Source organism: Leuconostoc lactis, from assembly GCF_007954625.1.
Classification (GTDB): Bacteria; Bacillota; Bacilli; order Lactobacillales; family Lactobacillaceae; genus Leuconostoc; species Leuconostoc lactis_A.
Window position 1 is genome coordinate 12,547 of the sequence record NZ_CP042423.1, and the last position, 25,068, is coordinate 37,614.

At 36.6% G+C, this 25,068-nt stretch carries 27 protein-coding genes and 5 pseudogenes; 20 read left to right on the forward strand and 12 right to left on the reverse strand.

Translation table 11 applies throughout. The features are described from left to right. The first annotated feature begins 1 nt into the window (after position 1). Positions 2-553, forward strand: coding sequence for a Dps family protein (locus tag FGL80_RS08685; RefSeq protein WP_042493564.1), 552 nt, complete (start codon positions 2-4; stop codon positions 551-553). A 16-nt stretch (positions 554-569) separates the two neighbouring features. Next, positions 570-1,262 (forward strand): Crp/Fnr family transcriptional regulator, encoded by a 693-nt coding sequence (locus FGL80_RS08690; protein WP_147002031.1) that lies wholly within the window; start codon positions 570-572, stop codon positions 1,260-1,262. A gap of 171 nt (positions 1,263-1,433) precedes the next feature. On the opposite strand, the pseudogene FGL80_RS09170 reads toward FGL80_RS08690, so the two are convergent. The 4 genes and pseudogenes from FGL80_RS09170 to FGL80_RS08710 all read right to left on the reverse strand — a co-directional run. Beyond that, positions 1,434-1,571, reverse strand: a pseudogene (locus FGL80_RS09170) (site-specific integrase); the annotation flags it as partial. A gap of 195 nt (positions 1,572-1,766) precedes the next feature. After that, a complete protein-coding gene (locus tag FGL80_RS08700) occupies positions 1,767-2,675 on the reverse strand; it encodes a magnesium transporter CorA family protein (protein WP_147002032.1) in 909 nt (302 codons plus the stop codon). Between the two features lie 160 nt (positions 2,676-2,835). After that, positions 2,836-3,022, reverse strand: a pseudogene (locus FGL80_RS08705) (transposase); the annotation flags it as partial. Positions 3,023-3,070: 48 nt separating this feature from the next. Further along, positions 3,071-3,661, reverse strand: a complete 591-nt coding sequence (locus tag FGL80_RS08710; protein ID WP_048801727.1) for a site-specific integrase — start codon at positions 3,659-3,661, stop codon at positions 3,071-3,073. A 230-nt stretch (positions 3,662-3,891) separates the two neighbouring features. On the opposite strand from FGL80_RS08710, the gene FGL80_RS08715 reads away from it, so the two are divergent. Beyond that, complete coding sequence (locus FGL80_RS08715) at positions 3,892-4,158, forward strand: hypothetical protein (protein ID WP_147002036.1); 267 nt, start codon at positions 3,892-3,894, stop codon at positions 4,156-4,158. 38 nt (positions 4,159-4,196) lie between these two features. Here FGL80_RS08715 and FGL80_RS08720 read toward each other — a convergent pair whose 3' ends face one another. The 6 genes and pseudogenes from FGL80_RS08720 to FGL80_RS08745 all read right to left on the reverse strand — a co-directional run bounded on the left by FGL80_RS08720 (position 4,197) and on the right by FGL80_RS08745 (position 9,490). Then, positions 4,197-4,787 carry a helix-turn-helix domain-containing protein gene (locus FGL80_RS08720; RefSeq protein ID WP_029510472.1) on the reverse strand — a complete coding sequence of 197 codons (591 nt, stop codon included), beginning with the start codon at positions 4,785-4,787 and terminating at the stop codon, positions 4,197-4,199. A gap of 122 nt (positions 4,788-4,909) precedes the next feature. After that, positions 4,910-5,173, reverse strand: a pseudogene (locus FGL80_RS08725) (type I restriction endonuclease subunit R); the annotation flags it as partial. Between the two features lie 31 nt (positions 5,174-5,204). Further along, positions 5,205-5,771 carry a helix-turn-helix domain-containing protein gene (locus FGL80_RS08730; RefSeq protein WP_147002033.1) on the reverse strand — a complete coding sequence of 189 codons (567 nt, stop codon included), beginning with the start codon at positions 5,769-5,771 and terminating at the stop codon, positions 5,205-5,207. Then, on the reverse strand, positions 5,764-6,918 hold the full coding sequence (locus FGL80_RS08735) for a RepB family plasmid replication initiator protein (RefSeq protein ID WP_147002034.1): 1,155 nt from the start codon (positions 6,916-6,918) through the stop codon (positions 5,764-5,766). The genes FGL80_RS08730 and FGL80_RS08735 overlap by 8 nt, the downstream gene beginning before the upstream one ends. Before the next feature lie 500 nt (positions 6,919-7,418). Beyond that, positions 7,419-8,654: a MobV family relaxase gene (gene mobV, locus FGL80_RS08740; protein WP_147002030.1), complete on the reverse strand. Its 1,236-nt coding sequence runs from the start codon at positions 8,652-8,654 to the stop codon at positions 7,419-7,421. A gap of 422 nt (positions 8,655-9,076) precedes the next feature. Next, on the reverse strand, positions 9,077-9,490 hold the full coding sequence (locus FGL80_RS08745) for a helix-turn-helix domain-containing protein (protein WP_147002035.1): 414 nt from the start codon (positions 9,488-9,490) through the stop codon (positions 9,077-9,079). A gap of 377 nt (positions 9,491-9,867) precedes the next feature. Here FGL80_RS08745 and FGL80_RS09255 point away from each other — a divergent pair. The 16 genes and pseudogenes from FGL80_RS09255 (at position 9,868) to FGL80_RS08820 (ending at position 20,153) form a co-directional block, all read left to right on the forward strand. Beyond that, positions 9,868-11,720, forward strand: a pseudogene (locus tag FGL80_RS09255) (heavy metal translocating P-type ATPase). Between the two features lie 63 nt (positions 11,721-11,783). Next, positions 11,784-12,020 (forward strand): heavy-metal-associated domain-containing protein, encoded by a 237-nt coding sequence (locus FGL80_RS08755; RefSeq protein ID WP_004909683.1) that lies wholly within the window; start codon positions 11,784-11,786, stop codon positions 12,018-12,020. 1 nt (position 12,021) lies between these two features. Beyond that, positions 12,022-12,572: pseudogene (locus FGL80_RS08760) on the forward strand (Dps family protein). A gap of 135 nt (positions 12,573-12,707) precedes the next feature. Next, positions 12,708-13,577 carry an SDR family oxidoreductase gene (locus FGL80_RS08765; RefSeq protein ID WP_002827666.1) on the forward strand — a complete coding sequence of 290 codons (870 nt, stop codon included), beginning with the start codon at positions 12,708-12,710 and terminating at the stop codon, positions 13,575-13,577. Positions 13,578-13,650: 73 nt separating this feature from the next. After that, positions 13,651-13,773 carry a hypothetical protein gene (locus tag FGL80_RS09260; RefSeq protein WP_004909530.1) on the forward strand — a complete coding sequence of 41 codons (123 nt, stop codon included), beginning with the start codon at positions 13,651-13,653 and terminating at the stop codon, positions 13,771-13,773. Between the two features lie 34 nt (positions 13,774-13,807). After that, on the forward strand, positions 13,808-13,942 hold the full coding sequence (locus FGL80_RS09265) for a hypothetical protein (protein WP_114667741.1): 135 nt from the start codon (positions 13,808-13,810) through the stop codon (positions 13,940-13,942). Between the two features lie 195 nt (positions 13,943-14,137). Further along, positions 14,138-14,383, forward strand: coding sequence for a GlsB/YeaQ/YmgE family stress response membrane protein (locus FGL80_RS08780; protein WP_147002013.1), 246 nt, complete (start codon positions 14,138-14,140; stop codon positions 14,381-14,383). Positions 14,384-14,407: 24 nt separating this feature from the next. Then, entirely contained in the window at positions 14,408-14,962 is a 555-nt protein-coding gene (gene amaP, locus FGL80_RS08785) for an alkaline shock response membrane anchor protein AmaP (RefSeq protein ID WP_147002014.1), read from the forward strand. 17 nt (positions 14,963-14,979) lie between these two features. Then, on the forward strand, positions 14,980-15,180 hold the full coding sequence (locus FGL80_RS08790; RefSeq protein ID WP_084460067.1) for a DUF2273 domain-containing protein: 201 nt from the start codon (positions 14,980-14,982) through the stop codon (positions 15,178-15,180). Between the two features lie 27 nt (positions 15,181-15,207). Continuing rightward, positions 15,208-15,741, forward strand: a complete 534-nt coding sequence (locus tag FGL80_RS08795; RefSeq protein ID WP_147002015.1) for an Asp23/Gls24 family envelope stress response protein — start codon at positions 15,208-15,210, stop codon at positions 15,739-15,741. 135 nt (positions 15,742-15,876) lie between these two features. Further along, positions 15,877-16,167 (forward strand): DUF1345 domain-containing protein, encoded by a 291-nt coding sequence (locus FGL80_RS08800; protein WP_227784245.1) that lies wholly within the window; start codon positions 15,877-15,879, stop codon positions 16,165-16,167. A gap of 114 nt (positions 16,168-16,281) precedes the next feature. Beyond that, positions 16,282-16,530, forward strand: a complete 249-nt coding sequence (locus FGL80_RS08805) for a GlsB/YeaQ/YmgE family stress response membrane protein (protein ID WP_004909507.1) — start codon at positions 16,282-16,284, stop codon at positions 16,528-16,530. 72 nt (positions 16,531-16,602) lie between these two features. Continuing rightward, positions 16,603-16,746: a hypothetical protein gene (locus FGL80_RS09090; RefSeq protein ID WP_004909504.1), complete on the forward strand. Its 144-nt coding sequence runs from the start codon at positions 16,603-16,605 to the stop codon at positions 16,744-16,746. A gap of 96 nt (positions 16,747-16,842) precedes the next feature. Next, positions 16,843-17,685, forward strand: coding sequence for an aldo/keto reductase (locus tag FGL80_RS08810; RefSeq protein ID WP_147002016.1), 843 nt, complete (start codon positions 16,843-16,845; stop codon positions 17,683-17,685). A gap of 52 nt (positions 17,686-17,737) precedes the next feature. Then, a complete protein-coding gene (locus FGL80_RS08815; protein WP_147002017.1) occupies positions 17,738-19,111 on the forward strand; it encodes a sugar porter family MFS transporter in 1,374 nt (457 codons plus the stop codon). A gap of 22 nt (positions 19,112-19,133) precedes the next feature. Continuing rightward, complete coding sequence (locus FGL80_RS08820) at positions 19,134-20,153, forward strand: polysaccharide pyruvyl transferase family protein (protein ID WP_147002018.1); 1,020 nt, start codon at positions 19,134-19,136, stop codon at positions 20,151-20,153. A gap of 752 nt (positions 20,154-20,905) precedes the next feature. Here FGL80_RS08820 and FGL80_RS08830 read toward each other — a convergent pair. Continuing rightward, the gene (locus FGL80_RS08830) at positions 20,906-22,438 is read right to left on the reverse strand and encodes a multicopper oxidase family protein (RefSeq protein ID WP_147002019.1); all 1,533 of its coding nucleotides are present in this window, start codon (positions 22,436-22,438) and stop codon (positions 20,906-20,908) included. A gap of 541 nt (positions 22,439-22,979) precedes the next feature. Beyond that, complete coding sequence (locus FGL80_RS08840; protein ID WP_244297974.1) at positions 22,980-23,237, reverse strand: hypothetical protein; 258 nt, start codon at positions 23,235-23,237, stop codon at positions 22,980-22,982. 260 nt (positions 23,238-23,497) lie between these two features. On the opposite strand from FGL80_RS08840, the gene mobV (FGL80_RS08845) reads away from it, so the two are divergent. Then, a complete protein-coding gene (gene mobV, locus FGL80_RS08845) occupies positions 23,498-24,733 on the forward strand; it encodes a MobV family relaxase (protein WP_147002020.1) in 1,236 nt (411 codons plus the stop codon). Positions 24,734-25,068 lie beyond the last annotated feature (335 nt).

Consider the following 25,068-nt stretch of genomic DNA (forward strand, 5'->3'; position numbering starts at 1 on the left):
AATGACAACGGTAAATGAAAGGCAAGAAAAATTAGCTGCCGAACAAGCATATAAAGAACACATTCATCATACTAAGATTAATTCTGCAGCTGTTACAGATCATATACTTGCTAATATTCATACATTACATGTAAAATTGCATCAATATCATTGGTATGTAAAAGGTAAAAATTTCTATGCATTGCATAATGTTTTTGAAAATTTATATAACGAAAATGAGGCATGGTTTGATAAAATTGCAGAACGTTTACTAGCTTCAGGATTTAAGCCAGCATCAACAACTACTGAATTCCAAGAATTTACAACGATTTCTGAAGATTCTTCGGAAAAATATTACACTGCTGATGAGATGGTCCTACAGATAGTAGAAGATTTTAGATCTAATCGTGAATTTACTATTCGTGCAATTCGCTTAGCACAGGAAGAAGAAAATGATGCTTTGGAAGATTCACTAATTAGTTATAAAGCTTATTTAGACGTAAATATTTGGCAACTTCAAGCATTTATTAATAAGGATGCCTTAGAAGACGATGACTATATAGATAACGATTAATTAGGAGAAAAACGGTATGGCATACCATAATCATCATAGTCATGTAGATTGTATACGTTTAGTGCCGATTTTCAATCATCTCAATGATGAACAAATGCATCTAATTGCTCAATCAGCGAATGAAGTACAATACGTAAAGAATGAGCTATTATTTGGGTTTGGTGATAAAGATGACACATTATATATCATAAACAATGGACGTGTACGTATTTATAGCCTAAGTGAGTCTGGTCGTGAGCAAACCATACGTATCCTACATCCGGGTGATTTTATGGGGGAAGTTGCTGTTTTACAGACTGAAGGTTATCATTCGAATTATGCTGAAGCAATATCGGAAACAAGTATTTGTAGGATTCATAAAAAGGATTTAGATCAATATTTAGATCGCTATCCAGAAATCATGCGACGAATATTATCGGATATTACAAAACGGCTACAGTTATCAGAAAAACAAACTGTGCAAGTCAGTATTGAACCTGTTGAAGCTCGAATTATTGATTTTCTATCAGAAAATGTTGAAGATGAAAAAAACCATACTTATGTGACTTTACCCATGTCAAAAAAAGATTTGGCTACTTACCTGGGGACAACTCCAGAAACAATAAGCCGTAAGTTCTCATCATTGGAAGAGAGAGGTCTAATTAAACGGCATACCCAAAAATGTGTTGAGATATTTGATTTAGATGAATTATTATTTGTATCAAGTTAAGTCGATTTATACTTAAAAATAAGGATATTGATTTGAATGCATACCAAACATTAATTGCAGTCCAAGCAGCCATTGGTTGATATATCAATTTTTATAATCGCAATCGTATCTCAATTATCACTAAGTAACTGAATAAAAATAGTCCAATTATTCAGTATGCTTTTGATGGAATTATCCAAAATCAATTTGATCTAACATAGTCTCACGACTAGCTTGATCCAGACCAAGATAAGTAAGCGCCTGTTTTACGCATGGTGTGTGCCTAGCATAGTTGATACCTAATAGATCACCAACACGTGACAAGACCCGGGTTGACCCCAGAGCATAGGGCAGAAAATCCAGTAGCGAACGGTTTTTGTTCGTTACTGGATTTTTTGTCTTATGTGGCCGGGGTCAGGGTCGTCGGAGCGTATTTCAGAAGCCGAAGGGTGCTCAAAATAGCATAACTGCTCAACTATACACATTCCAAAAAAGTCCCCCACCCAGCAGCAAGTCACTCACCCATCACATCTTCCGCCAGACCTTCAGCATAATCAGCATCGCCACAATCAAGGCGACAGAAATCCCCAAAGTCAGCATCCAAGCATATTGCATCCCGGCTAACGGGAGTTTCACGTTCATCCCATAGAATCCGGTAATGATCGTTGGCACAGCCATGGTCAGTGACCAAATTGTCAAAAATTTCATTGTATCGTTCAGGTTGTTATTAGCAAGGCTGTTGAAGGTATGATCGATTCGGTCAACGACTTGGGTTTCAATCTCAAACATCCGTTGGACCTGTTCTCCTTCAATGTGCACGTCTTCGAATAAATCAATTTTATCTTGGTCAGCACCGACACCAAAATGGGTCTTTGGCAAACGATCGAGTTCACTGAGATTGATTTGGACCGCGCTGGACAAAAAGGTCAACGTCTGTTGAAGATATGAAAGTGAAACCAAGTCACTGTTCTTCGTCTTCCGGTTCAACATTTTATCCAAATAGTTGCGTTTCTTGGTAATGGCGCGAGAAATTGGGATAAAGCTGTCAACAACTGTAAACAGTGTTTCCAGAATAAATGCATCGACGCTCTTAACCTCGGGATTATCCAATGCCGAGTAAAGTGCCCTGTTGACTTCAGGTATGTCGCTTTGATTAAACGTGAATAAAACGCCCTTATGGAGCAACATGCCAAATGGCTGGGTAATGTATCTCAGCGCATCTTTGTCGAGGGCATACGGCGCCAGAAAGATGAATAATTGGTCGTCCTCATTGATATCATAAACATAATTAGTACTTTCATCATTATCAGTGACGTACTCAATAATATCTTCATCGATGCCATACTGATCTTCGAGGGTTGCCCGTTCTTCGGCATTGATTTGAATCGTTTCAATCCATTTGGTTCCATTGATTGTCTTTTCGGGTTTGATCATTTAGTAATTCCCCTGTTAGTTATTGACCTCTATTCTAGACTAAAAGAAAAGAAGCTGCAGACAAATTTTTAAATTGTCAACGACTCCCAACTGCTAAACACTTTTATAAAGAATATGACGGAAACCTACTTATTTTTTATAAAGGTCTTTAAGAAGCTGTTTAGTATCTTTTAAGAAGTAGTCTGATAAAAGCTAACGAAACCATCATGAGACTAGTGTTGAGCTTACGCTCACAGTTACGCCATAAACGGTGATAATTTCCCAACCAACTAAATGAACGTTCAATGAGCCACCGTTGGGGGGATAACCGAAAATTGGTGTAACTCATTTCTTTTAACGACGATTACCTTGGCTGACGTTAAACTGCTAATCTCATTAGCAAAATTTTTTATAGGTTAACCAAAATCAATTTGATCTAACATCGTTTCACGACTAGCTTGGTCTAACCCAAGATAAGTCAGTGTCATGGCTTCACTTGAGTGATTCAATAAATGCATGACTAAGCCAATGTTGTAGTTTGATTGTGTATAGACGCGATAAGCACCTGTTTTACGCATAGTGTGCGTGCCTAAATAGTTGATACCTAGTAGATCACCAACACGCGCCATCACTTTATAAAACTGTTTCTCGGTGATATGGCGATCATGATGGGCTGTCGAGGGGAATAACCACTCAGAATTGATATTTTCTTGGACCAGCCAATCATGATATTGCAACAAGTCTTGCTGAACAGGCTTTAAATATAACGTGTTTGCTTTGCCAGTCTTTTTATCATGAATAAAGGCTGTATTTTTGACAGAGCCGTCTGGATTATAGACATCTGCTTTTTTCAATGTCATGACATCACTCACACGTAGTAGCGTGGCCTTACCAACTTGAAAAACTGTGTAATTTCGGCGACCAGCACGGAAGCTATCGAGAAGTGTATCTTGTACCATCTTTAAAACGTTGGAGTCTTTGATGGGTAGGACAATTTGTTGCGCCATGATTTATATATACCTTTCTGAAATTAAATAATTAAATAAATAATTAATTAAATTGTTTATTTATTGATGACCAGGACCGTATTTCTAAACTTCTTTTACGGTTTATTATATCACTTAACAAAAAAACAGCCCCCATTATCTAATCACTAGATAATGGGGGCTGTTTTAATAGTATTCTTTAGGGGTTATTATATAATTATGGTCCCTGTTTACATTTTTTAAGATAATTTATCCATCATTTTTTCATAGCTATCGACTACATCATAGGTCACCTCGCTATTGAAAATGAAGATTTTAAACTCCGTCAATCAAAGTATTACGAAAACTCTAAAAAACGAAAAGAACGTTCTCGTCGATTAATACAAAAAGGCGCCTTGCTTGAAAAGTATTTTGAGTGTGAACATTTAAGCATTGAAGACACGGAAAGTTTTTCTAAAATGTTTGCCCATGTTGTCAATGAACAAAAACCTGAAAAATGGAAAAAAGAGAACGACTAATTTTGTCGTTCTCTTTTGCTTATTTTTAGGGATTTTTATTATTTAAAAAAATTTGCAATAAATATAGCCATTAAACAAATCAACAGTGTAAGACCTGCATAGCCTAAAACAATAATCCCTTTTTCAATCCGTGTTCTTCTAGCGTCTCTTTTTTTTCTTAAAACTTCTACATCCTTATTTTGTGAAAATGCTAAAATCTCCTTATAAGTTTTCAAGTCATTATTCCTTTTGAATTTTTCTAAAACAAAAGAACTCCATAACGCAGGTAAAAATAAAGTAACTGGAACTATCCATATAAACTTTGATTCTGGTAATGCTACTACTAAACCAATAGATAGACTGGCTAATATTGTTGAACAAATCATTATTAAAGAATAAATATCAGCTCGTTTAGTAGCTTTGTTATTACTAATCTTCATCTTCATTTCCTCCAAATCTTCTCGAATTAATTCATCTAAAGAAACATTAAATAGAATAGACAACGAAACAATGATTTGTATGTCTGGATATGTTTTGTTATTTTCCCAATTAGATACGGTTTGACGTGAAACAAAAATCTTGTCCGCCAATTGTTCTTGGGAAAGATTATAAATTTTTCGATACTCTCTTATCCGTTTACCTATGTCCATAATGTCTCCTTTCATGAATCTAGCATATCAAGAAGATTGAATTCATTCAGCCTAACGTCTTTTGAAATAAAAATAAAAATAATTTGTCAAAGCTTTTTTACACCTTATGAACATCAGCGCCGTACGGTCCCAACACCACCCGCACCCGCCAACATGAGTTGCGCATCATACGGCGTTTTATTCTTCGTTAGTTCCAACTTCACTTGTTCAAACTCATTATCAGATAACGGGGTATCTTCTAGTCGTTTACGATTGTTGGCATTCAGAATATCTCGCCAATGATCATATAACCGATTGACCGTTACACCAGAATAATCTGTGAGATAGTCCCAACCCTCACTCTTTAACTTCTCAATTACAGCTTGTTCAAATTTATCTTCCGCCATTTAACTAGTCTTCTTTTCTTTTTAGTTGTAACTATTTACCAAAATGCCACCACTTTTTAGGTTTAGGCTGTGACTCCACAGTGTTAGTTTCTGGTTCAGGTTGTTTGTCTGACGTCACTTCTTTTTCACCATCATCATGCGGTGCCATCGTTAAGGCTTTCAAGTCCTTGATTTCTGCTTTGTATTCCTCTAGCAGCTTTTTGTCTTGCAAAGCTAACCGTTGTTGCTGGTCTAGTAAGTTTTGCATTTGAGCTATTTGCGAATCTTTATTTTCTAGTTGCTTATCCTTAACTGCTAATTGTTTATCTCTATTTTTCTTAACTTCATCAAGTTCACTAATTAAATAGTTGTGGATATCCCACTTTGTCTCTTTGTCTGTTTGTTTGTCATTTGTCTGTTTATTTGTCTTGATTTTGTTTGTCTGTTTGTCGACCTTCGACCTTATAAAATGCTGTTCTTCTAAAGATAAAACAACTATACCTTTGTCGTTTGTTTGCCTTGTTTTGTTTGTCAGCGACTTTATATGATATTGTATTGCCTGTTTTGAAACACCTAACTCCTCAGCGAGTTCTCGAATTGTTTTTAAATTTTCACTCATGATCTATATCCTGCCTTTTAACGATTGGTAGATACTGTTCAATCGATTTTTTAAGATACTTAGCAATATTCTTTTTCGAATAGTCATCTTGTTTATCTCTGATATAGGCTAAGTGTTCTTTCACGCCCTTTAAACCACGTAATTCTTTTAATTCGTCATAAAGTGGATATACATTTTTCTGTAACCCTGACAAAATAGTCGTATCCGTTAAATCAATATATGACAATAAAAACTGCTCCATAAGTAACTTTGTGTAGGGACTTTTTATTGCCTTAACAGTCAACATATCTTCTGTTTCTTCTTGACGAATCTTGCCCTCGATATAAACGGGATCATCCTGTTTATAACTACTATCAGCCGCAACTTGTTTTTTAGTAATGTGAAAGACAATGCTATCAATGCTGCGTCCTTTTTTAACTTTCTCGTGCGTCACGTTAAAAGTTGTATGAGCATTGATTTCTTTTAAAGAGTTTTTCAAGATATAGCTCTCAAACCTATCAAACCTCTGGTACTCATTAACAGTATCAGTCATTTCTCGCAACTCTCGAATGCCGATTTTGGGATTACGATAGCTTTCTACTTGTTCTTTTCGTCGTCCACCTTTAACGCTGTAGTGATCATATTGGTTGTAATTCATTGATAACCAGCGATACAAAATAATTGCATACTTACTATTCAATTCTGCAATATCTGACAAGGCATGTTGGGTGAAATTGGTTTTGAGCTTGATTAAGTAAGGCATGATTTCACGATGAAATTCAATTTTTACTTCGTCACTATAATCCGTCCATTCCACATAAGGGATTGGCACAATACTAACAAACTTAAACCCTTTATCTTGTTCTTTTTTAATCTGAAAAAAAGCTTGTTTCTGCATTTTTTCAATCGCTTGTTTAAAGCGACTGTTCTTATCATTATCATTGACTTTAAAAAAAGCAAACATTTCTTGCTTTGATAAATACACTGTTTGATCTTGAGGTGGATTGTCGGTATCAATTAAAGACACCGCTAGTTCAAACATTTTGAGGGGTGTTTTATCCATCTTGGCAATGGATGTGATTAAACTATTATGTTCGACGACTTTTCGTTTTGATAACTCATTCAAGGTGTGTACCTGCCTTGTCTTTGATTCTGGTATAATTGACATATAAATACGCTCCTTTGGGCGTGTTGTTGGATAAGCATAAAGAAAAACTTTTAGACGGGAATTTCTTTATGCTTTTATTGTATCACCATGTACCACAATTTATTTTTATCTTTGTGGGGTATACACAGTTTTTTTGTGGGGTATACACAGTTTTTTTGTGGGGTATACACAGTTTTTTTGTGGGGTATTATCCTGTTAAACCTTGATAATACTGACTTTATAACTGCGCAAAAGAACAAAAGATTAAAATATAAAAGATAAACTTATAATAGGCTTCGCCTTTTTACTGAATTAATAAAAACAAAACAAAAAGAACACCGTTGTACATAATGTTTGTCCAGAGTGTTCTTTTTGTTTGGAATTATTTTAAATGACGGATTACTGGTCATCTATCATAATTGCCACTTATTACGCCAATAGAGACGTTTTAATTCGTTCAATGATTATTTCTACGTCACATGGCTAAAAACGTTTAGAACGGCAAATAAGCCGGTTTAGCGTTAGAGACTTGGTCCTTTAAAAAGATCACGCGTTAATTCAATGATTCGATTAATCAATGCTTTAACTTGTTCGATACCGCGATCTAATCTACTAGGCGCTATTTTGGTGTCTGGATCTGCTCTAGCTGTCGTCAGTGTTTTTAACCATGACTGGGCTACTTTTTTATTTTTTGTAAGTTCTTCATGATCTAGCTTATAAAGGACATACCGAGCCTCCACATCCGTATGGGCTATCTTGTCGACACCATAATCATTTTTAAGCATGTCTCGCATGGCATAATCCAGCTGTTGCTGTTTTCGCTGTCGCTTCTGAAGCGCTTGATGCGTTTCTTTCAGGTTTTGATAGTCTGCTTGGACGTCTCCTAATTGCGCTTTGACTTGGCCTAATGTTTGCTTGAGTTCTTCCGTCTCATGCTGGCTTTGTAAGGTGGATTTCTTCATCGTGGCTAACACGTTTTTAAAGCGATCTAAGTCATCTGGCTTCAGCACCGTCTTACCAAAGAGGTTTTTAGATAAGGCTTGTTTAAACGCATCAATTTGTTTTTCGGCTAAGTCAACTTCCGTTAAGGCTTGATCCGTGATTTTAAGTACGGCCTGTTTAGCCCTAATATTGTCTTCAACGTCAGCTAGTTCGTTTTTTAAGGCGTTAAACTGATCATTGTATTTTTTGATTTCAGCGACATTCTCAAATGGTAAGGTTTTGTTATTTAAAATCCCTTGTTCATAAAAGGGCAGCACCTTTTTTAAATGTTGATCTAAATCATCATGAAAGGTTTGTAAATCATGGCGTGTGAGTACTTCTTTAGCGGATACTTTATAACGTGACTTTTTATCATCAAAAACGACGGGGACAAAGGCATAGTGCAAGTGAGGGGTTGTCTCGTCATAATGCACCACAGCGGCCACGGCATTTTCTTGACCATAACGTGCATTAAGAAAATTGGTGGTTGCTTCAAAAAAGGCGCTCTGTTGCTCGTAGGGGGCTTCTGTGAGTTCTTCAGGTAAAGTGACTATCCACGTCGCTAACGCCTTCACATCGTCTCTTTTCATGCAATAAACGTTATTTAAACGCGCATTGAAGCGTGAAAGCATATCAGAACCATCCGCCATGAGATCTTGATTCAGATAGGATTTCGACCCATCAATTTCTTTGTTCGTGTGATGGTCGGTTTTACGTTCAAAGTGAACCGCTAAACCAGGGACTGCGCCACGGGTATTTTTCTTTAAATGCGCCATCAAAAATGCCTCCTCAAAAAGGGTTTTCCAAGACCAGTATAACACCGTTAAAAATCTGGTATAGCCTGTTATACCAAAATAATATTTTGGACAGGCTCTGCGAGGCACGTCATCGACAAGCGATGACAGTAGCGTTTCCCCTTCCTACTGGGGAAACTGCTATTTTTTAGCGCCTATTATCCGGCTAGAAAAACCTCCGGCGGGTCACGCCGTGACGGGGCAATTTATCATTGCAGGATCACCTTCAGTGAGAGCATTTCATGCAGAACGCTACCCGCGTGGGCAAGCTGATGTCAGCTTAACCACATAAAAATAAGTTGAGATAGTATTGGTGTCTATCTCAACTTATTTTGAATGCTAATATAATTCTCCATCGTATTAATTTAAGTCTCAAAGGATTACCAATATTCCCTGTAAGCCAACTACACGCTTTTTTTTGGTAGCAATTTTAATAAATCAACGCTGGTATGGATGATAACCAAGATTGTCAGAATGATATAAAAAGAATTATCTGAGGTGAGCTTGTTTTCAACCATCATATAAATTAATAACATGACGGCGCACAATAAGAAAATAATATTAAGGATAGCATCCGCGATACCTGATACTTTCTTTTCAAGTAATATGTCTTTATAATTTTTATCTTCTCTAATCAGCTCGTCCAATGAAATACTGTATAAATCTGAAATCATAATAATGTTAGAGATATCCGGATAACTTTTCCCACGTTCCCAATTAGATACTGCTTGATACGATACGTGTAAACTTTTAGCCATATCTTCTTGTGACAGTTTTTTGTTTTCACGAATGATTTTTATTTTTTCACCTATTTGCATATGCCAAATTCCCACCATTTATAGTCTTTAATACAGAGCATAGCAAAGTTCAGGTTGATAAGTCACTAAAGTATTGCTTGAGTCTAATGATCTATGCTTTTTAGCTATAAAACATTAGCTATAACTACAACTGTAGTTATAGCTAATGAGTTTAACCAAAATCAATTTGATTCAACATAGTCTCACGGCTGGCTTGATCTAAGCCAAGGTAAGTTAACGTCATAGCTTCACTAGAATGATTCAGTAAGTGCATGACTAAGCCAATATTATAATATTTTTACTTATTTAGAACTATTTCATAAACTTGATGGACGTCAAGTTTATATCTCCCAAAAGTTAATACACTTTAGTTGAACTAAAATTAAGGGAGAAATCATATGCAACATAATATTCTTAAACATAAAAATAAAATTACTAGTATCAGTGGCTTACTCATTGCTTTAGGACTAATCGCACACTTTATTTTTGCCAATACAACAATTTCTAATAGTGCTTTTATTATAGCTTCGATATTAGGCGTTACCCCCATTTCTTTACAGGCTTATCAGGCTATGAAAGTAAAAGTAGTAAGTATTGATGTTTTAGTAACGATAGCGGTCATTGGTGCTCTCTTTATTCAAAATTATGAAGAATCAGCAATTGTTACTTTTTTATTTTTATTTGGATCATATTTAGAACAACGAACACTTAACCAAACACGATCAGCTATTAAAGAGTTGACGGAAATGGCTCCAGAAACTGCTTTTAAGCAATTGACAGGGGGACAATTTGCAGAAGTAGATATTGATGAAGTAGAAGAAGGGGACATTCTCCTAGTAAAGACTGGTGCCAAGATTCCCGTAGATGGTAGGGTAACCACTGGAAAAGGATATGTAAATGAGGCTAATATCACAGGTGAATCTTTACCTTTAAAGAAAGAAAAAGACGATGAAGTATTTGCCGGTACTATTATGGACAACGGTACTATTCAAATAGTGGCTGATAGAGTAGGGGAAGATTCTACATTTGGAAAAATTATTGAGTTGGTAGAAGAAGCACAGGATTCTAAATCAGAAGCAGAACGATTCATTGACCAGTTTTCTCGCTGGTATACACCTGCAGTACTTACAATTGGGCTGTTGGTTTGGGTATTAACCAAAGATACAGAACTTGCGATTACCGTATTAGTACTTGGTTGCCCAGGAGCCTTGGTAATTGGTGTACCTGTGTCAAATGTTGCGGGGGATAGGAAATGGCGCAAAAAATGGTGTTTTATTTAAAGGTTCTGAAGTGATTAGTCATTTTGCCAATGCAGATACAGTGTTATTCGATAAAACAGGTACCTTAACTGAAGGAAAGCCTGAAGTGAGCGATATTATTTATTATGGAAATAATCAGGAGGAGGATTTATCTCTATTGCTTTCAGTTGAAAGTGAGTCTGATCATCCATTAGCTGTCGCTATTGTAAATAAATTAGCACAATATAAAGTAAGGCCTATAGAAAATACACAGGTTGTAAAAGGTGGGGGGCGTAATTGCTCACGTAGATGGGCACGTTGTTTCAGTAGGAAATAAAACCTTAATGAAACAAGAAAGTATACCGCTATCTGATGATGTTCTTAAAAAATTGAATTATTTAGAAAGAACCGGTAATTCAATTGTATTAACGGCAGTTGATCATAAGTTAATCATGTTAATGGGTATCCGCGACAAAGTTCGACCAGGTGTTAAGCAGGACTTACAAAAATTAAAATCACTTGGTATTAAAAATCTCATTGTATTATCAGGTGATAACCAAGGTACAGTTAATTCAGTTAAAAAGGAACTAGGTTTAACCGAAGCCCATGGTGATATGCTACCAGAGGACAAACAAGCATTTCTAAAAAGACGACAGGACTCAGGTGAAATAGTTGTTTTTATCGGTGACGGCGTTAATGACAGTCCCTCTCTGGCTACTGCAGAGGTAGGTATAGCTATGGGGAATGGAACAGATGTCGCAATTGAAAGTTCAGATATTGTTTTAATGAATTCTAACTTTAACCGCCTTCCTCATGCTTTAGGCCTAGCAAAAGTAACATATGCGAATATGCGACAAAATATTCTAATTGCTGTTGGCGTCGTGATAATACTATTGGTTAGTTTAATATTTAGTGAATGGATGTCTATGTCAATTGGGATGTTGATTCATGAGGCCAGTATTTTAGTAGTTATTTTAAATGCAATGAGATTAAGAGGTTATCAATTAAGATAATTGATCTATATCAAGTATCTTAAAAAGAATGGCCTATATAATTCATTTAAAGGAGTGATAGATATGACTAAAGCAACATTAAAATTAGAAACATTAACTTGTCCATCATGTTTACAAAAAATCGAACGTGGTTTAAAACAGACTGCTGGTGTAAAAAAAGATTCTGTAAAAGTACTTTTCAATGCGAGTAAGGTAAAAGTGGATTTTGATGAAAATCAGGTCAATTTGAATACAATTGAAAAAGCAATTGAAGACTTAGGATACCCAGTAATTAGTTCAAAAGTAAAGGAAGGTGCATAAAATGACAACGGTAAATGAAAGGCAAGAAAAATTAGCTGCCGAACAAGCATATAAAGAACACATTCATCATACTAAGATTAATTCTGCAGCTGTTACAGATCATATACTTGCTAATATTCATACATTACATGTAAAATTGCATCAATATCATTGGTATGTAAAAGGTAAAAATTTCTATGCATTGCATAATGTTTTGAAAATTTATATAACGAAAATGAGGCATGGTTTGATAAAATTGCAGAACGTTTACTAGCTTCAGGATTTAAGCCAGCATCAACAACTACTGAATTCCAAGAATTTACAACGATTTCTGAAGATTCTTCGGAAAAATATTACACTGCTGATGAGATGGTCCTACAGATAGTAGAAGATTTTAGATCTAATCGTGAATTTACTATTCGTGCAATTCGCTTAGCACAGGAAGAAGAAAATGATGCTTTGGAAGATTCACTAATTAGTTATAAAGCTTATTTAGACGTAAATATTTGGCAACTTCAAGCATTTATTAATAAGGATGCCTTAGAAGACGATGACTATATAGATAACGATTAATTAGGAGAAAACGGTATGGCATACCATAATCATCATAGTCATGTAGAAACAAACAAAGTGTTTGTTAAACAATATACACGTTATTAGTGCGTGTCAAGATTGTGCTGAGTATTGTATGAAAAAGGGAGGAATTATATGACAAACATAAATGGAGAATATGCAAAGCAGAATTTTCCAAAACAGAGTCAACCTGAACCAGGATTACAAAGCAAGATGTCGCCAACACCAGATGATGGTGCAGCAAGTTACGTTGGGCATGACCGCCTGAAACATAAGAAAGCACTGATAACCGGTGGTGACTCAGGAATCGGCAGATCTGTGGCGATAGCGTATGCGCATGAAGGTGCTGATATTGTGTTAAATTATCTTCCTGAAGAAGAACCAGATGCACAAGAAGTTAAGGGCATTATTGAATCATTGGGTCGTAAAATTAAGCTAGTTCCAGGTGATTTAAAGAATGAAGCATTCAGCCAAAAGTTGATTGATGAAGCAGTTTCATTTTTTGGTGATTTAAGTATTTTGACGTTAGTAGCTGGTAAACAACAAGCGGAAGTTGATATAGCTAATTTGTCGACACAACAAATAACCGACACTTATGCAACAAATGTTTTTAGTCTCATTTGGCTTGTTAAAGCGGCTTTACCACATATGCAACCTGGCAGCAGTATCATAACAACGAATTCTATTCAGGCAGAGCAACCATCATCATTTCTCGTGGATTATGCAGGTACAAAAGCTGCTATCAAGAATATGACGATGAGTTTGGCTAAACAATTGGCTAATCGAGGGATTCGCGTGAATAGTGTGGCACCTGGTCCCATTTGGACACCTTTGCAGATTGTTGGTGGACAGTTACCGGAGAACATTCCAACATTTGGCCAATCGACACCCATCGGTAGAGCTGGTCAACCGGCAGAATTAGCAGGCGCTTATGTTTTCCTAGCTTCAAATGAATCTAGCTATGTAACAGGTGAGTCAATCAATGTTACTGGTGGCTTAAAGTGAATCATGAGCTCCTTTGAATTTCGAAGATACTAATCAGAAATTTGGTTGGATCAACGAAGAAAGTGGAGAAAAGATGGATAAAAAGAATAAAAAATTTGGCTTTTGGGATAAACTATCGATGCTTTTGGCGTTGTCTCAATTATTGTTCAGTTTCTATTATTTTGTCAGAAATTGGAAGAAAACAAAAGAAGATTAACAAATTTTCATTTTAGGCATAAAGGAGGAAAACTATGTTAAAAACTGTACTTAAGGTATTGTTAGCATCTACATTAATTCTAGGCGGTATAGCGGTTGGAGGGACCATATTTGCAGCTAAAGGCATCGACAAAGCTGGGGACCGTTTGGAAGAGAAAATCCATAATTAAATCATTGAACAGATAATAACGATAGCAACTTATTGATGAGGAGCTGTTGTTTTTTAATCTTTTAAAAATAACTCATAATTTCATTGTTTTGTAAAGGGGGTAAGCGTTATTTTTGTAAACGCTTTCCGATAGTGTTATATTTAGGCTAGTGAATTGGATATCATAATTCATAGAAAAGATAATGGAGGAAAGATTATGATTTGGTCATTAATTGTAGGTGCCATTATTGGTGCCATTGCAGGTGCTATCACAAATCGTGGTGAGTCAATGGGGTGGATTAGCAATATTATTGCTGGTCTAATCGGATCGGCTATTGGCCAGGCTTTGTTGGGTCAATGGGGACCTAGCTTGGCGGGAATGGCAATCATTCCTTCGATAATTGGGGCTGTGATTCTTGTACTAGTCGTGTCAATGGTGTTTGGTATGAGAGCAAAACAGTAGCATAAGGTAATAGAGAGGTATGATATGAAGAAAAGTCAAAAAATTGTTCTGAGTATTTTCAGCCTCGGATATTTGGTTGGGCTTTGTTTGTTGATATGGCCAAAAATAATTGATGAAGTTTTCAAATTTTTAGCAGAGTTTAATATACATTTAAACTTTAAGAGTGATCTTTTCATTTATTACTATGGTCTCGTACTGCTGGCACTGACCGTGCTTGTGTTTTTACTCATATTGGTATGGCCGGTAGAATTACCAGATATTCCTTTAAAGCAAACCAAAGAAGGACGGCTTGCGTTGAGTAATCATGGTATCAACCAGTTTATTCAGACAAAGCTCTCAGGTGAAGGTTTATCAAATATTAAAGTGAGATTGAAAAATACTCGTCGTCAACGAAAATTTTATATTGTTGCTGATTCAGTTTATAAACAGGCGACAGTCGAAGAATTACCTCGTATTTCATACGATTTAACGAAAAGCTTGAATGATTTACTCGCTGGCATAAATCGAATTCCCATTAAAGTTGATATTAAAGTAAATCAGAAATCAAACTCAAAGCGTAAAGTCACACGTGTGATTTAAAAAGGAGTGCGGATATAATGAAAGACAAAAAATCAATTAATATTTGGGTTGGTGGTCTTGCGGGTTTCATTCTGTCAACTCTATTGGTAACTGTAGGATTTTGGAAGACGATTTTGATTATAGTTGTCACCTTACTAGCAGGTTGGATTGGCTACTTGCTCGAAGCGTATAATCTCGATTTGTCAATTGTCTCTAAAATATTTACACGTAAAAATTAGTTATTTAGCTATAGAAAGGATTTAATTATGTCTACAGAAACAAAAACTACAACTACACAAAATACTGCAACAGAGAATCGTCAACCTAAAGGTGAATTAACATTTAATGACAAAGTGATTCAAAAAGTAGTGGGCTATGCAATTGAAAAAGTGACAGGATTGCTAGGTGTTGACGGTGGTTTTGTCGCAAACATTAAAAATAAAATTGTGAATACGGATAACCCCACTGATGGCATTGGTGTCGAGGTCGGAAAAGAACAAGTTGCGGTAGATTTAGATATTATCATGGAATATGGACACAACGCACATGATATTTATAAGCAACTAACAGAAGTAATCACAAAACAGGTGCGAGAAACAACAAGTTTGACGCTAGTTGAGTTAAATGTTGAAGTAGTTGATATTCAAACACAAAAAGAATTTGACGCATCACAAACAAGCTTACAGGATCGCGTAACAGACGCTGGTAGCACAATCAAAGAAAAAACTTCAGCTGGCGTTGATGCCGTGAAAAAAACAACTTATCAAGCAGTGAACGATGACGATAATCGTGTCAAGTAAACGTACAAGCGGTTTGAAGTTGCAGTAGCAAGTCTCAGCACAACGGTCTAAACGTTGTGCTTCTTATAATTAGAACTAGGTTGATGCAAGCTACGAAGCGAATAAAAATTCAAAAATTTTTTCATAGACACGGGAATGTTTTCTTGCTTGCCTTGGATTCAATCATTGTACGCTATTCATTACACAGAAATTTATTACCAAAATAATGATGGTGTGTCATTTAATGCAAAGGGTCTGCCTAATTTCTGGGATTTTTTGTATTTGGCCTATACCATTGGTATAACTTACCAAGTTTCGGATACAAATTTTTCTACAACCCGTTTTCGAAAAGTTGCATTAGGGCACTCACCCATTTCTTTTGCCTTTAGTACACTCCTCATTGCCACTATGATTAATTTTATAGCCAGTTTGATTAGTAGTCACTAAGCCCTTTTTAGAATCAAACGTGATAAAAGGGCAAGCTAAATATTTGCGGAAAAAATATGACTGTGGTAATCCGCACTTAGGTTCTGATAGAGAACCAGAAGGAGAGATATCATTATGGGATTAATTTGGACACTTATCGTAGGTGCAGTTATCGGTGCTATTGCAGGAGCAATTACAAGCCGCGGTGCAGCTATGGGATGGATTAGTAACATCATTGCTGGTTTAATTGGTTCTTGGTTAGGTGAAAGCCTTCTTGGATCATGGGGACCAAGCTTAGCAGGAATGGCACTTATTCCTTCAATTATTGGTGCAATTGTATTAGTCTTAATCGTATCTTGGATTACTAGTCGCACAAATAAGTAATTTATAAAAACTCACTGCGTAAAACTATAATTAACTGTTTTAGACAGAAAGTAGGTGTAGGAGAAACTTATAATGACAGAAAACAAAAATAAGGACCAAAATAAAGAAGAGCAGGTTAAGGATCAAAAGGAAAAGATTGATCCTGAGTCAACTGCCGAAAATACTAATCTTTACGAACACGATCCAAAAAACGCTGATTATAAAAAAGCTGATTAAGGATTATATCAGTATTGCTACTAAAGCTTAAATTTGTTAGTTAACAAGTTAGGCTTTTTTATAAACCTTTTTGCAGTAGAATAGGGGACATTTTTAATGAGTTTGAATGAGTTATATGAACTAAATGATGGGCATCAGTTACCAAAAATTGGCTTGGGAACCTTTCAGATTCGAGGTTATCAAGGCGTTGACCAGATTTTAAATGCTATACAAATCGGTTACCGATTGCTTGATACGTCTACAAATTATGACAGTGAAGGTGCGGTTGGAGAAGCTATTCGTCGTTCAGGTATCCCACGCTCGCAATTTTATGTAACAACAAAACTTCCTGGTAAATATCATCATTTCGAAGATGCTCTGAAAATCATTGAAGAATCATTGCTTCGTTTAGGATTAGACTATTTGGATCTTTATTTGATTCATTGGCCACTTCCTAAACGGGACAATTATGTGGAGGCTTGGCAAGCATTAATTGAGGCACAAAGGCGTGGACTAGTTCGTTCGATTGGTGTGTCCAACTTTGAAAAGGAACATCTGGATAAGATTATTTCAGCAACGGGGGTCACACCGGCTGTTAACCAAAATGAAATTCATCCATATTGGCCGCAGGAATCATTGGTGGCTACTAATCAAGAGTATGGTATCGTAACTGAGGCTTGGAGCCCATTAGGTCGAGGCAGTAGCGAATTAACAGAACCGTTAATTTTAAAACTAGCCGACAAATATGATAAAAATGCGGGTCAAATTATTTTGAGATGGCATATACAACGTGGTATTTTACCAGTTGCTAAAGCTACCACTCCTCATCATCAGCGACGTAACTTAGATATCTTTGATTTCACACTGACAGAGACTGAGGTTAGCCAAATATCTGATTTGGAACGTAAAGATGGGCGTGTGGATGACCAAGATCCAAAAGAATACGAAGAATTTGTTTAAGTGATTTATGGTTTTCTCACTTTTAAAATTTTTACAAAGGAATATTAAAAGTATGAAAAATAAATCAAAAAAAGTTAAGCTGGATTTTCTGCATTACTGTGTTTACGTTATATCATTAGGCGGATTTCTATTTGGCTACGATACTGGTGTGATTAACGGTGCACTGGCATTCATGAGCCGTCCGGACCAACTGAATTTAACACCGACCTTACAAGGAGTTGTGTCCAGTTCATTGGTTATTGGTGCTTGTTTTGGGGCACTGGGATGTGGTCGAGTTGCTGATAAAATTGGTCGCCGTAAAACGCTACGAATCATTGCAATCGTATTTACAATAGCTACGGTGCTTTGCGCTGTTGCCATGAACTTTTGGCTTATGTCACTTTTTCGATTTGTATTAGGTTTAGCAGTCGGTGCTGCATCAAGTTTGTCACCAATGTATTTAGCAGAAATTTCACCGGAAAATTTAAGAAGCGCCAATGTCAACAAAAACGCTATTTTTATTGTACTTGGTCAGTTATGTGCTTTCATTGTAAATGCAATATTAGGAAACATCTGGGGCCATTGGGGTCCAATTTGGCGTGTTATGGTGATTTTTGGTGCGGTTCCATCAATTATTCTGTGGGTAAACTCGTTTCGTATCAGCGGTAGTCCGCAATGGTTACTCTTAAAGCATCGTTTTAACCGAGCTCGAAAAATATTTCGTCGATTGGGATTTGAAAATACTAACCAGCTTATCAAATCTCAAAGTGATCAATCTAGTGATCAAAACGATAATGAATTTAATTGGTCAATAGCATTAAAAAATAAAAAATTGTTTTATTTGTTAGTGACAGGAATTGTGATTGCTCTGATTCAGCAAATCTCAGGTGTAAACACCGTGATGTATTACGGTACAATTTTACTTGAAAAAGTTGGTATGGGTGAAAGTGGCTCCTTGTACGCCAATGTGTTAATTGGTGTCGTTTCTGTTATTGCTAGTATATTTGGTACTCGAATGATAGAACATGCCAATCATCATCGCATGTTGATTATTGGTCTGCTTGGTAACGTTGTTTTTATGGCGCTACTTGGAACTATTATGAAATCTAGTGTTTTTTCTCAAGGAATAACTAATGCTTTGGTGCTTGTCAGTTTAACGTTGTTTTTGGCTAATCATCAAGGTATTGTAAGTCCTGTTACATGGCTCTTGTTAGCCGAAATGTTTCCTGGAAAGGTTAAGGCGCAATTTATGTCCGTAGCCACAGCAACAACTTGGATAACCAACTTCGTCATTAGTTTAATCTATCCCCAGTTAGTTGCTATTCTTGGAACAGCATTGGTATTTTTCGTTTTTGCTATGTCAAATGGATTAAGTATTGTGTTAGCAAGTCTGTTTGTCAATAGTAAAAAAATGGCAAAGGCTTATGATACAGCTAGTCTATCATAGCCTCCAAAAAGGAGTGTAGTTAATGGCTAATTTTTACATTGATACGGCAGAAGTCGTTCATGAAATTCCACAAAATGATCGTCCAAAATTTTATATGTTTGGTGTACCACGTTATACAAATATGGGTGATCAGGCAGTATCATTGGCTGAAAGAAAATATATTGAGAACGAATTTCCAAATTATCAGTATATTGAAATTATTGAGGAAGACGGTGATGAGGCGATACCTGTTGTCCAAGAAAATTTGCGTAAAGATGATATTATTGCGTTTACTGGTGGTGGCAATATGGGTAATTTGTATCACAACCACGAAGAGGCAAGGCGTAAAGTATTTTCGACATTTGTTAACAACCTTACGATCTCATTTCCCCAATCAATTCATTTTGAGGATAATGAAGATGGTGAGATTGAAAAAAGAATAAGTCAGGCAGCTTATAGCAAGAACCCAAATCTTGTTCTTGTAGCTCGCGACGCACAAAGCTTTCATCGTATGCTTACGACTTTTGACAATAAAGTTATTTTCACGCCGGACATGGTATTATACATGAACTCGGTGGACTGGAAATTTGAACGTAATGGGGCTTTGTTTGTTTTGCGTCATGATTCAGAGAAGGTTGTCAAACAAACCACCATTGATAAAATAAAAGAAATACTCGGTGGGGACAGACCAGTGGAACGTGTTGATACCGTATTAGATGAACCAAAAGAGATTACGCCAATCACACGTGACACTTTGTTTGAGCAACAGCTGGAGTTGTTTTCACACCAAGAAATTATTATCACAGACCGTTGGCATGCTATGGTTTTCTCTGTCCTCACTGGGACACCATGCTTGCTTTTTGGAAATAGTTATGGAAAAGGGAAGCACGCGTACTTTGATTGGTTAGAGCATGTGAATTGGATTGATTACACAGATGAAACCGATATCGATCGAATTGAAAGTATTTTAAAGGAACTGATGAAGCAGGAACGTCATGATTATAATGTGAAAAAAGACTTCCAACAACTCCATGACATTATTGAAGAAAATATATCTAAGTAAGAAAAAGACATAACTTGCGTTATGTCTTTTTCTATTCAATTTAATTTTTTATAAAGAATATTTTGTGTGTTAAATCAACAATAGGACCTTGCAAAAATAGTGAAGCTACAAGTCCGATACCAACCCCAAACCATTGGTCATTAATATAAAAAGCTAGAACCAGAATGGACAAAAGAAGCATATGAGCGATGAGTTGTGCTTTAGTTGCATTTCCATGTGCTCATAAATCAATAAATTGGACTATTTTTATTCAGTTAATTAGGCGACATTTGATATAGGATTGCGATTATAAAAATTGATATACCAACCAACGGCTGCTTGGACTTCAGTTGATGTTTGCTATGCCTTCAAATAAACTTCTTCACGCTTCTCTAGGTGCTTGACGTCTTTAAAAGTCTTTGACTGACCCTTGATCATGATTGGGGTAGCTTGTTTAAGCCAAATAGCAATAGAATCTTTTGAAGGCCCAAATACCTTTGCTAATGATTTAAGTTAACGTCCTTCTTGGTGAAGTTTAACCAATGAATCTTTGAAATATTGTGAATAACGAATTGACATAAAAATACTCCTATACTTTCATTTTACGGACTGAATAAAAATAGTCCATTTTTTTAGTATAAGAGCAAACTGTAGTGTAGTTAAAGTGATGTTTTGTTTTTAAATATGCTGTTCCCTTAATCTTAACATACCAATAGTTTAACAGCGAATATGATTGATCAACCATTTGTCATCGGAAGTATTCTAGCAAAATCTTACATTTTCATTCCCATTTTTTCGTACGACTCCATACCTGCCATCCAAAGATTAGATAACTCAATACCACGCTCCTCAGCTAACGCATTCATTAAAGTATTCATATCCATTAACTGATACTTCTGATGCGGCTTTTTTGGATCTACTATCTCTATTTGTGCCATCATACCGCCATCTTCATGTTCTAAAATATGGCAATGATACATATAAATACCAGGTAAATCAAACTTAACTAGTATTCGAACAGTTTCCCCTGGGTTAACTCCAATGGTGTCTTTGAAACCGTTCTCATTTGGATATGGATCTTTTCCATTACGTGTTAGTACTAAAAAGCGAGTGCCGTGTATGTGAAATGGGTGAACCATTCCCGGTTTTTCGTTACTATTCGTGACATCCCAATACTGATACTCTCCAACTATTTGCTCGGCATCAATGCGTTCCATAGCAAATTTCTTGTCATCTATGGCAACACTTTCATCCATTCCTTGCATGACGACATGTCGAATGGGTAATGACGTTTCAACTGCCGGTTTCTTTAAATTAATTAAATGATCGGGAATCTTTGTAGTATCTTTTGCGAAATTGTGAATGCGGAACTTTAATAGTGGCACTTGATCAGTATATAAGGTTACCTCATCACCTTCATGATATTGGCTAAAATCAATAATGACTTCTGCACGTTCAGCACAGCTCAACATTAAACCTGTCAGCTTGATTGGCTTGGGTAATAGAGAACAATCTCCCGCAATCTGATCAAATGGCAAATCATCGGAAAAATGCAAACGCCATTCCCGACGGTTAGCACCATTTAGAAAACGTAACCTTATTTTTTGTGTTGTGACATCGAAGTATGGGTTGACTGTTCCATTGATAACAGCCGTGGGACCTGCAACACCATCAGGATCATAATCGGCACGATAATCAAACTGATTATCTTTGTGAAAATGTCTATCTTGTAAAATAATTGGAATATCATCTACTCCATAATTTCTTGGTATTGATAATTGAGATTCATGCTCATCTTGAACAATAACCATTGTAGCTAATCCTTGCCACACCTGTTCTGCTGTGGATGGACATGGGTGAGCATGCAACCATAATGTCGCAGCGGGCTGATTCAACGTAAAATTAATATGTTTGATTTCCCCTGGGTAAACAGGCGCGTGACAACCCCCATCAACATAAGGGCCACTAACATCAGCTCCATGCCAATGAAAAGTAGTTAATTCTGGCAGGTCATTTTTCAAAGTGATATGATTTTTTTGACCGCGGTGAAATATAATAGTCTTACCTAAAAAATTAGCATTATAACCCCATGTCTGTGTCTTTTCCCCTGGCAATATTTGCGATTTCCCTGATTTTGCAGTGACGGTATAGTAGATATCATTTTTAGACTCTCTATCTGCTTTTAAAATAGGTGGTATATTTAAAGGCATTTCCGGGGCATTATTTACTATGAGAGGTACATATCCGCCATCATGTAGATCAAAAGCTGGCTCATCAAAGAAATATTTTTTATTGGACTGTTCCATTTTAATTTTCCTCTATATTTTTAGCAGTGTACTTACTGAAAATTGAAATTACAGGATATGAATGATCACTCTTCATCTCAGATTCTAGCACTTTTTAGTAATTATGAATAATATTAGCATTCTGAAGAGTGTAATTATCTTAACTATTTAATCATGTTACGCTCATAGTCGATATTATGAAAAGCTATTTAAGTAACTATAAAAAGTTATCTAATTCAGAGTGCAACAAAATTAGCGGATGACATTGGATTGGCGACGTTTTAGGGGTAATTGGACATGTATACCATCCAGCCGACCCTCAAAAGGTTCTAGATCAATTGAATGGCAAGACGCAACCTAAACCTGGACACCAATATAGTCCATATGGGTATTACTAATTTAACGAATTACCATAATGTAGCTTATGCCAATTTAAAAGCGCCAAACCTTAATTTCATAGGGTTTGGCGCTTTTTCTGTGATCTGTTCTTGTGAATTGAGCTTAAAATAATTGGTCTAGCTCTCATAATCCCTACAACTAGCCTTTTGTTATTTGTGAAATTTTAGTCCGTGAGCGGTTTATGAGACGGCTGTTTGTGCTTTTTGCGGAGGCGTAAACGGACCACTAATTTGTGTTGGGCGACTTCTTTGTCAGACAACGTTAACTTCTCATCAATTGAGAAAGAGGTCGTTTTGTAATTTTTGGCCAGGACAACCGCATAAACAGCCTGGTCAATCTGTTCACTTTGTTCTGGTGTTAAGGAAAACGTTAATGTGGTTAAGCTGACATCAGCTTGCCCCGCGCGGGTAGCGTTCTGCATGACATGCTCCCGCTGAAGGTGATCCTGCAATGATAAATTGCCCCGTCACGGCGTGACCCGCCGGAGGTTTTTCTAGCCGGATAATAGGCGCTAAAAAATAGCAGTTTCCCCAGTAGGAAGGGGAAACGCTACTGTCATCGCTTGTCGATGACGTGCCTCGCAGAGCCTGTCCAAAATATTATTTTGGTATAACAGGCTATACCAGATTTTTAACGGTGTTATACTGGTCTTGGAAAACCCTTTTTGAGGAGGCATTTTTGATGGCGCATTTAAAGAAAAATACCCGTGGCGCAGTCCCTGGTTTAGCGGTTCACTTTGAACGTAAAACCGACCATCACACGAACAAAGAAATTGATGGGTCGAAATCCTATCTGAATCAAGATCTCATGGCGGATGGTTCTGATATGCTTTCACGCTTCAATGCGCGTTTAAATAACGTTTATTGCATGAAAAGAGACGATGTGAAGGCGTTAGCGACGTGGATAGTCACTTTACCTGAAGAACTCACAGAAGCCCCCTACGAGCAACAGAGCGCCTTTTTTGAAGCAACCACCAATTTTCTTAATGCACGTTATGGTCAAGAAAATGCCGTGGCCGCTGTGGTGCATTATGACGAGACAACCCCTCACTTGCACTATGCCTTTGTCCCCGTCGTTTTTGATGATAAAAAGTCACGTTATAAAGTATCCGCTAAAGAAGTACTCACACGCCATGATTTACAAACCTTTCATGATGATTTAGATCAACATTTAAAAAAGGTGCTGCCCTTTTATGAACAAGGGATTTTAAATAACAAAACCTTACCATTTGAGAATGTCGCTGAAATCAAAAAATACAATGATCAGTTTAACGCCTTAAAAAACGAACTAGCTGACGTTGAAGACAATATTAGGGCTAAACAGGCCGTACTTAAAATCACGGATCAAGCCTTAACGGAAGTTGACTTAGCCGAAAAACAAATTGATGCGTTTAAACAAGCCTTATCTAAAAACCTCTTTGGTAAGACGGTGCTGAAGCCAGATGACTTAGATCGCTTTAAAAACGTGTTAGCCACGATGAAGAAAGCCACCTTACAAAGCCAGCATGAGACAGAAGAACTCAAGCAAACATTAGGCCAAGTCAAAGCGCAATTAGGAGACGTCCAAGCAGACTATCAAAACCTGAAAGAAACGCATCAAGCGCTTCAGAAGCGACAGCGAAAACAGCAACAGCTGGATTATGCCATGCGAGACATGCTTAAAAATGATTATGGTGTCGACAAGATAGCCCATACGGATGTGGAGGCTCGGTATGTCCTTTATAAGCTAGATCATGAAGAACTTACAAAAAATAAAAAAGTAGCCCAGTCATGGTTAAAAACACTGACGACAGCTAGAGCAGATCCAGATACGAAAATAGCGCCAACTAGATTAGATCGCGGTATCGAACAAGTTAAAGCACTAATTAATCGAATCATTGAATTAACGCGTGATCTTTTTAAAGGACCCAGTCTTTAACGTTATAACGGCTTATTTGCCCGTCTAAGCGTTTTTAACCATGTGACGTAGAAATAATCATTGAACGGATTAAAACATCGCTATTGGCTTAATAAGTGGCAATCTATGTTAGATAACTAGGTAGCCGTCATTTGAAATGATTCAACACAAAAAGAACACCACGTACAAAATTTATGTACAACGGTGTTCTTTTTGTTTTTTATTTTATTGAATCAATAAAAAGGCGGAGCCTATTATAAGTTTATCTTTTATATTTTAATCTTTTGTTCTTTTGCGCGGTTAGAAAGGCAATATTATCAAGGGTTTACAAGATTATGTACCCACAAAATACTATG

Excerpts from the sequence above, each read along its gene's own strand:
- FGL80_RS08685 (WP_042493564.1), top strand. The coding sequence starts at position 2 with ATGACAACGGTAAATGAAAGGCAAGAAAAATTAGCTGCCGAACAAGCA.
- FGL80_RS08690 (WP_147002031.1), top strand. The coding sequence starts at position 570 with ATGGCATACCATAATCATCATAGTCATGTAGATTGTATACGTTTAGTG.
- FGL80_RS08700 (WP_147002032.1), bottom strand. The coding sequence starts at position 2,675 with ATGATCAAACCCGAAAAGACAATCAATGGAACCAAATGGATTGAAACG.
- FGL80_RS08710 (WP_048801727.1), bottom strand. The coding sequence starts at position 3,661 with ATGGCGCAACAAATTGTCCTACCCATCAAAGACTCCAACGTTTTAAAG.
- FGL80_RS08720 (WP_029510472.1), bottom strand. The coding sequence starts at position 4,787 with ATGGACATAGGTAAACGGATAAGAGAGTATCGAAAAATTTATAATCTT.
- FGL80_RS08730 (WP_147002033.1), bottom strand. The coding sequence starts at position 5,771 with ATGAGTGAAAATTTAAAAACAATTCGAGAACTCGCTGAGGAGTTAGGT.
- FGL80_RS08735 (WP_147002034.1), bottom strand. The coding sequence starts at position 6,918 with ATGTCAATTATACCAGAATCAAAGACAAGGCAGGTACACACCTTGAAT.
- mobV (WP_147002030.1), bottom strand. The coding sequence starts at position 8,654 with ATGGCGCATTTAAAGAAAAATACCCGTGGCGCAGTCCCTGGTTTAGCG.
- FGL80_RS08745 (WP_147002035.1), bottom strand. The coding sequence starts at position 9,490 with ATGCAAATAGGTGAAAAAATAAAAATCATTCGTGAAAACAAAAAACTG.
- FGL80_RS08755 (WP_004909683.1), top strand. The coding sequence starts at position 11,784 with ATGACTAAAGCAACATTAAAATTAGAAACATTAACTTGTCCATCATGT.
- FGL80_RS08765 (WP_002827666.1), top strand. The coding sequence starts at position 12,708 with ATGACAAACATAAATGGAGAATATGCAAAGCAGAATTTTCCAAAACAG.
- FGL80_RS09260 (WP_004909530.1), top strand. The coding sequence starts at position 13,651 with ATGGATAAAAAGAATAAAAAATTTGGCTTTTGGGATAAACTATCGATG.
- FGL80_RS09265 (WP_114667741.1), top strand. The coding sequence starts at position 13,808 with ATGTTAAAAACTGTACTTAAGGTATTGTTAGCATCTACATTAATTCTA.
- FGL80_RS08780 (WP_147002013.1), top strand. The coding sequence starts at position 14,138 with ATGATTTGGTCATTAATTGTAGGTGCCATTATTGGTGCCATTGCAGGT.
- amaP (WP_147002014.1), top strand. The coding sequence starts at position 14,408 with ATGAAGAAAAGTCAAAAAATTGTTCTGAGTATTTTCAGCCTCGGATAT.
- FGL80_RS08790 (WP_084460067.1), top strand. The coding sequence starts at position 14,980 with ATGAAAGACAAAAAATCAATTAATATTTGGGTTGGTGGTCTTGCGGGT.
- FGL80_RS08795 (WP_147002015.1), top strand. The coding sequence starts at position 15,208 with ATGTCTACAGAAACAAAAACTACAACTACACAAAATACTGCAACAGAG.
- FGL80_RS08800 (WP_227784245.1), top strand. The coding sequence starts at position 15,877 with ATGTTTTCTTGCTTGCCTTGGATTCAATCATTGTACGCTATTCATTAC.
- FGL80_RS08805 (WP_004909507.1), top strand. The coding sequence starts at position 16,282 with ATGGGATTAATTTGGACACTTATCGTAGGTGCAGTTATCGGTGCTATT.
- FGL80_RS09090 (WP_004909504.1), top strand. The coding sequence starts at position 16,603 with ATGACAGAAAACAAAAATAAGGACCAAAATAAAGAAGAGCAGGTTAAG.
- FGL80_RS08810 (WP_147002016.1), top strand. The coding sequence starts at position 16,843 with ATGAGTTTGAATGAGTTATATGAACTAAATGATGGGCATCAGTTACCA.
- FGL80_RS08815 (WP_147002017.1), top strand. The coding sequence starts at position 17,738 with ATGAAAAATAAATCAAAAAAAGTTAAGCTGGATTTTCTGCATTACTGT.
- FGL80_RS08820 (WP_147002018.1), top strand. The coding sequence starts at position 19,134 with ATGGCTAATTTTTACATTGATACGGCAGAAGTCGTTCATGAAATTCCA.
- FGL80_RS08830 (WP_147002019.1), bottom strand. The coding sequence starts at position 22,438 with ATGGAACAGTCCAATAAAAAATATTTCTTTGATGAGCCAGCTTTTGAT.
- FGL80_RS08840 (WP_244297974.1), bottom strand. The coding sequence starts at position 23,237 with ATGCAGAACGCTACCCGCGCGGGGCAAGCTGATGTCAGCTTAACCACA.
- mobV (WP_147002020.1), top strand. The coding sequence starts at position 23,498 with ATGGCGCATTTAAAGAAAAATACCCGTGGCGCAGTCCCTGGTTTAGCG.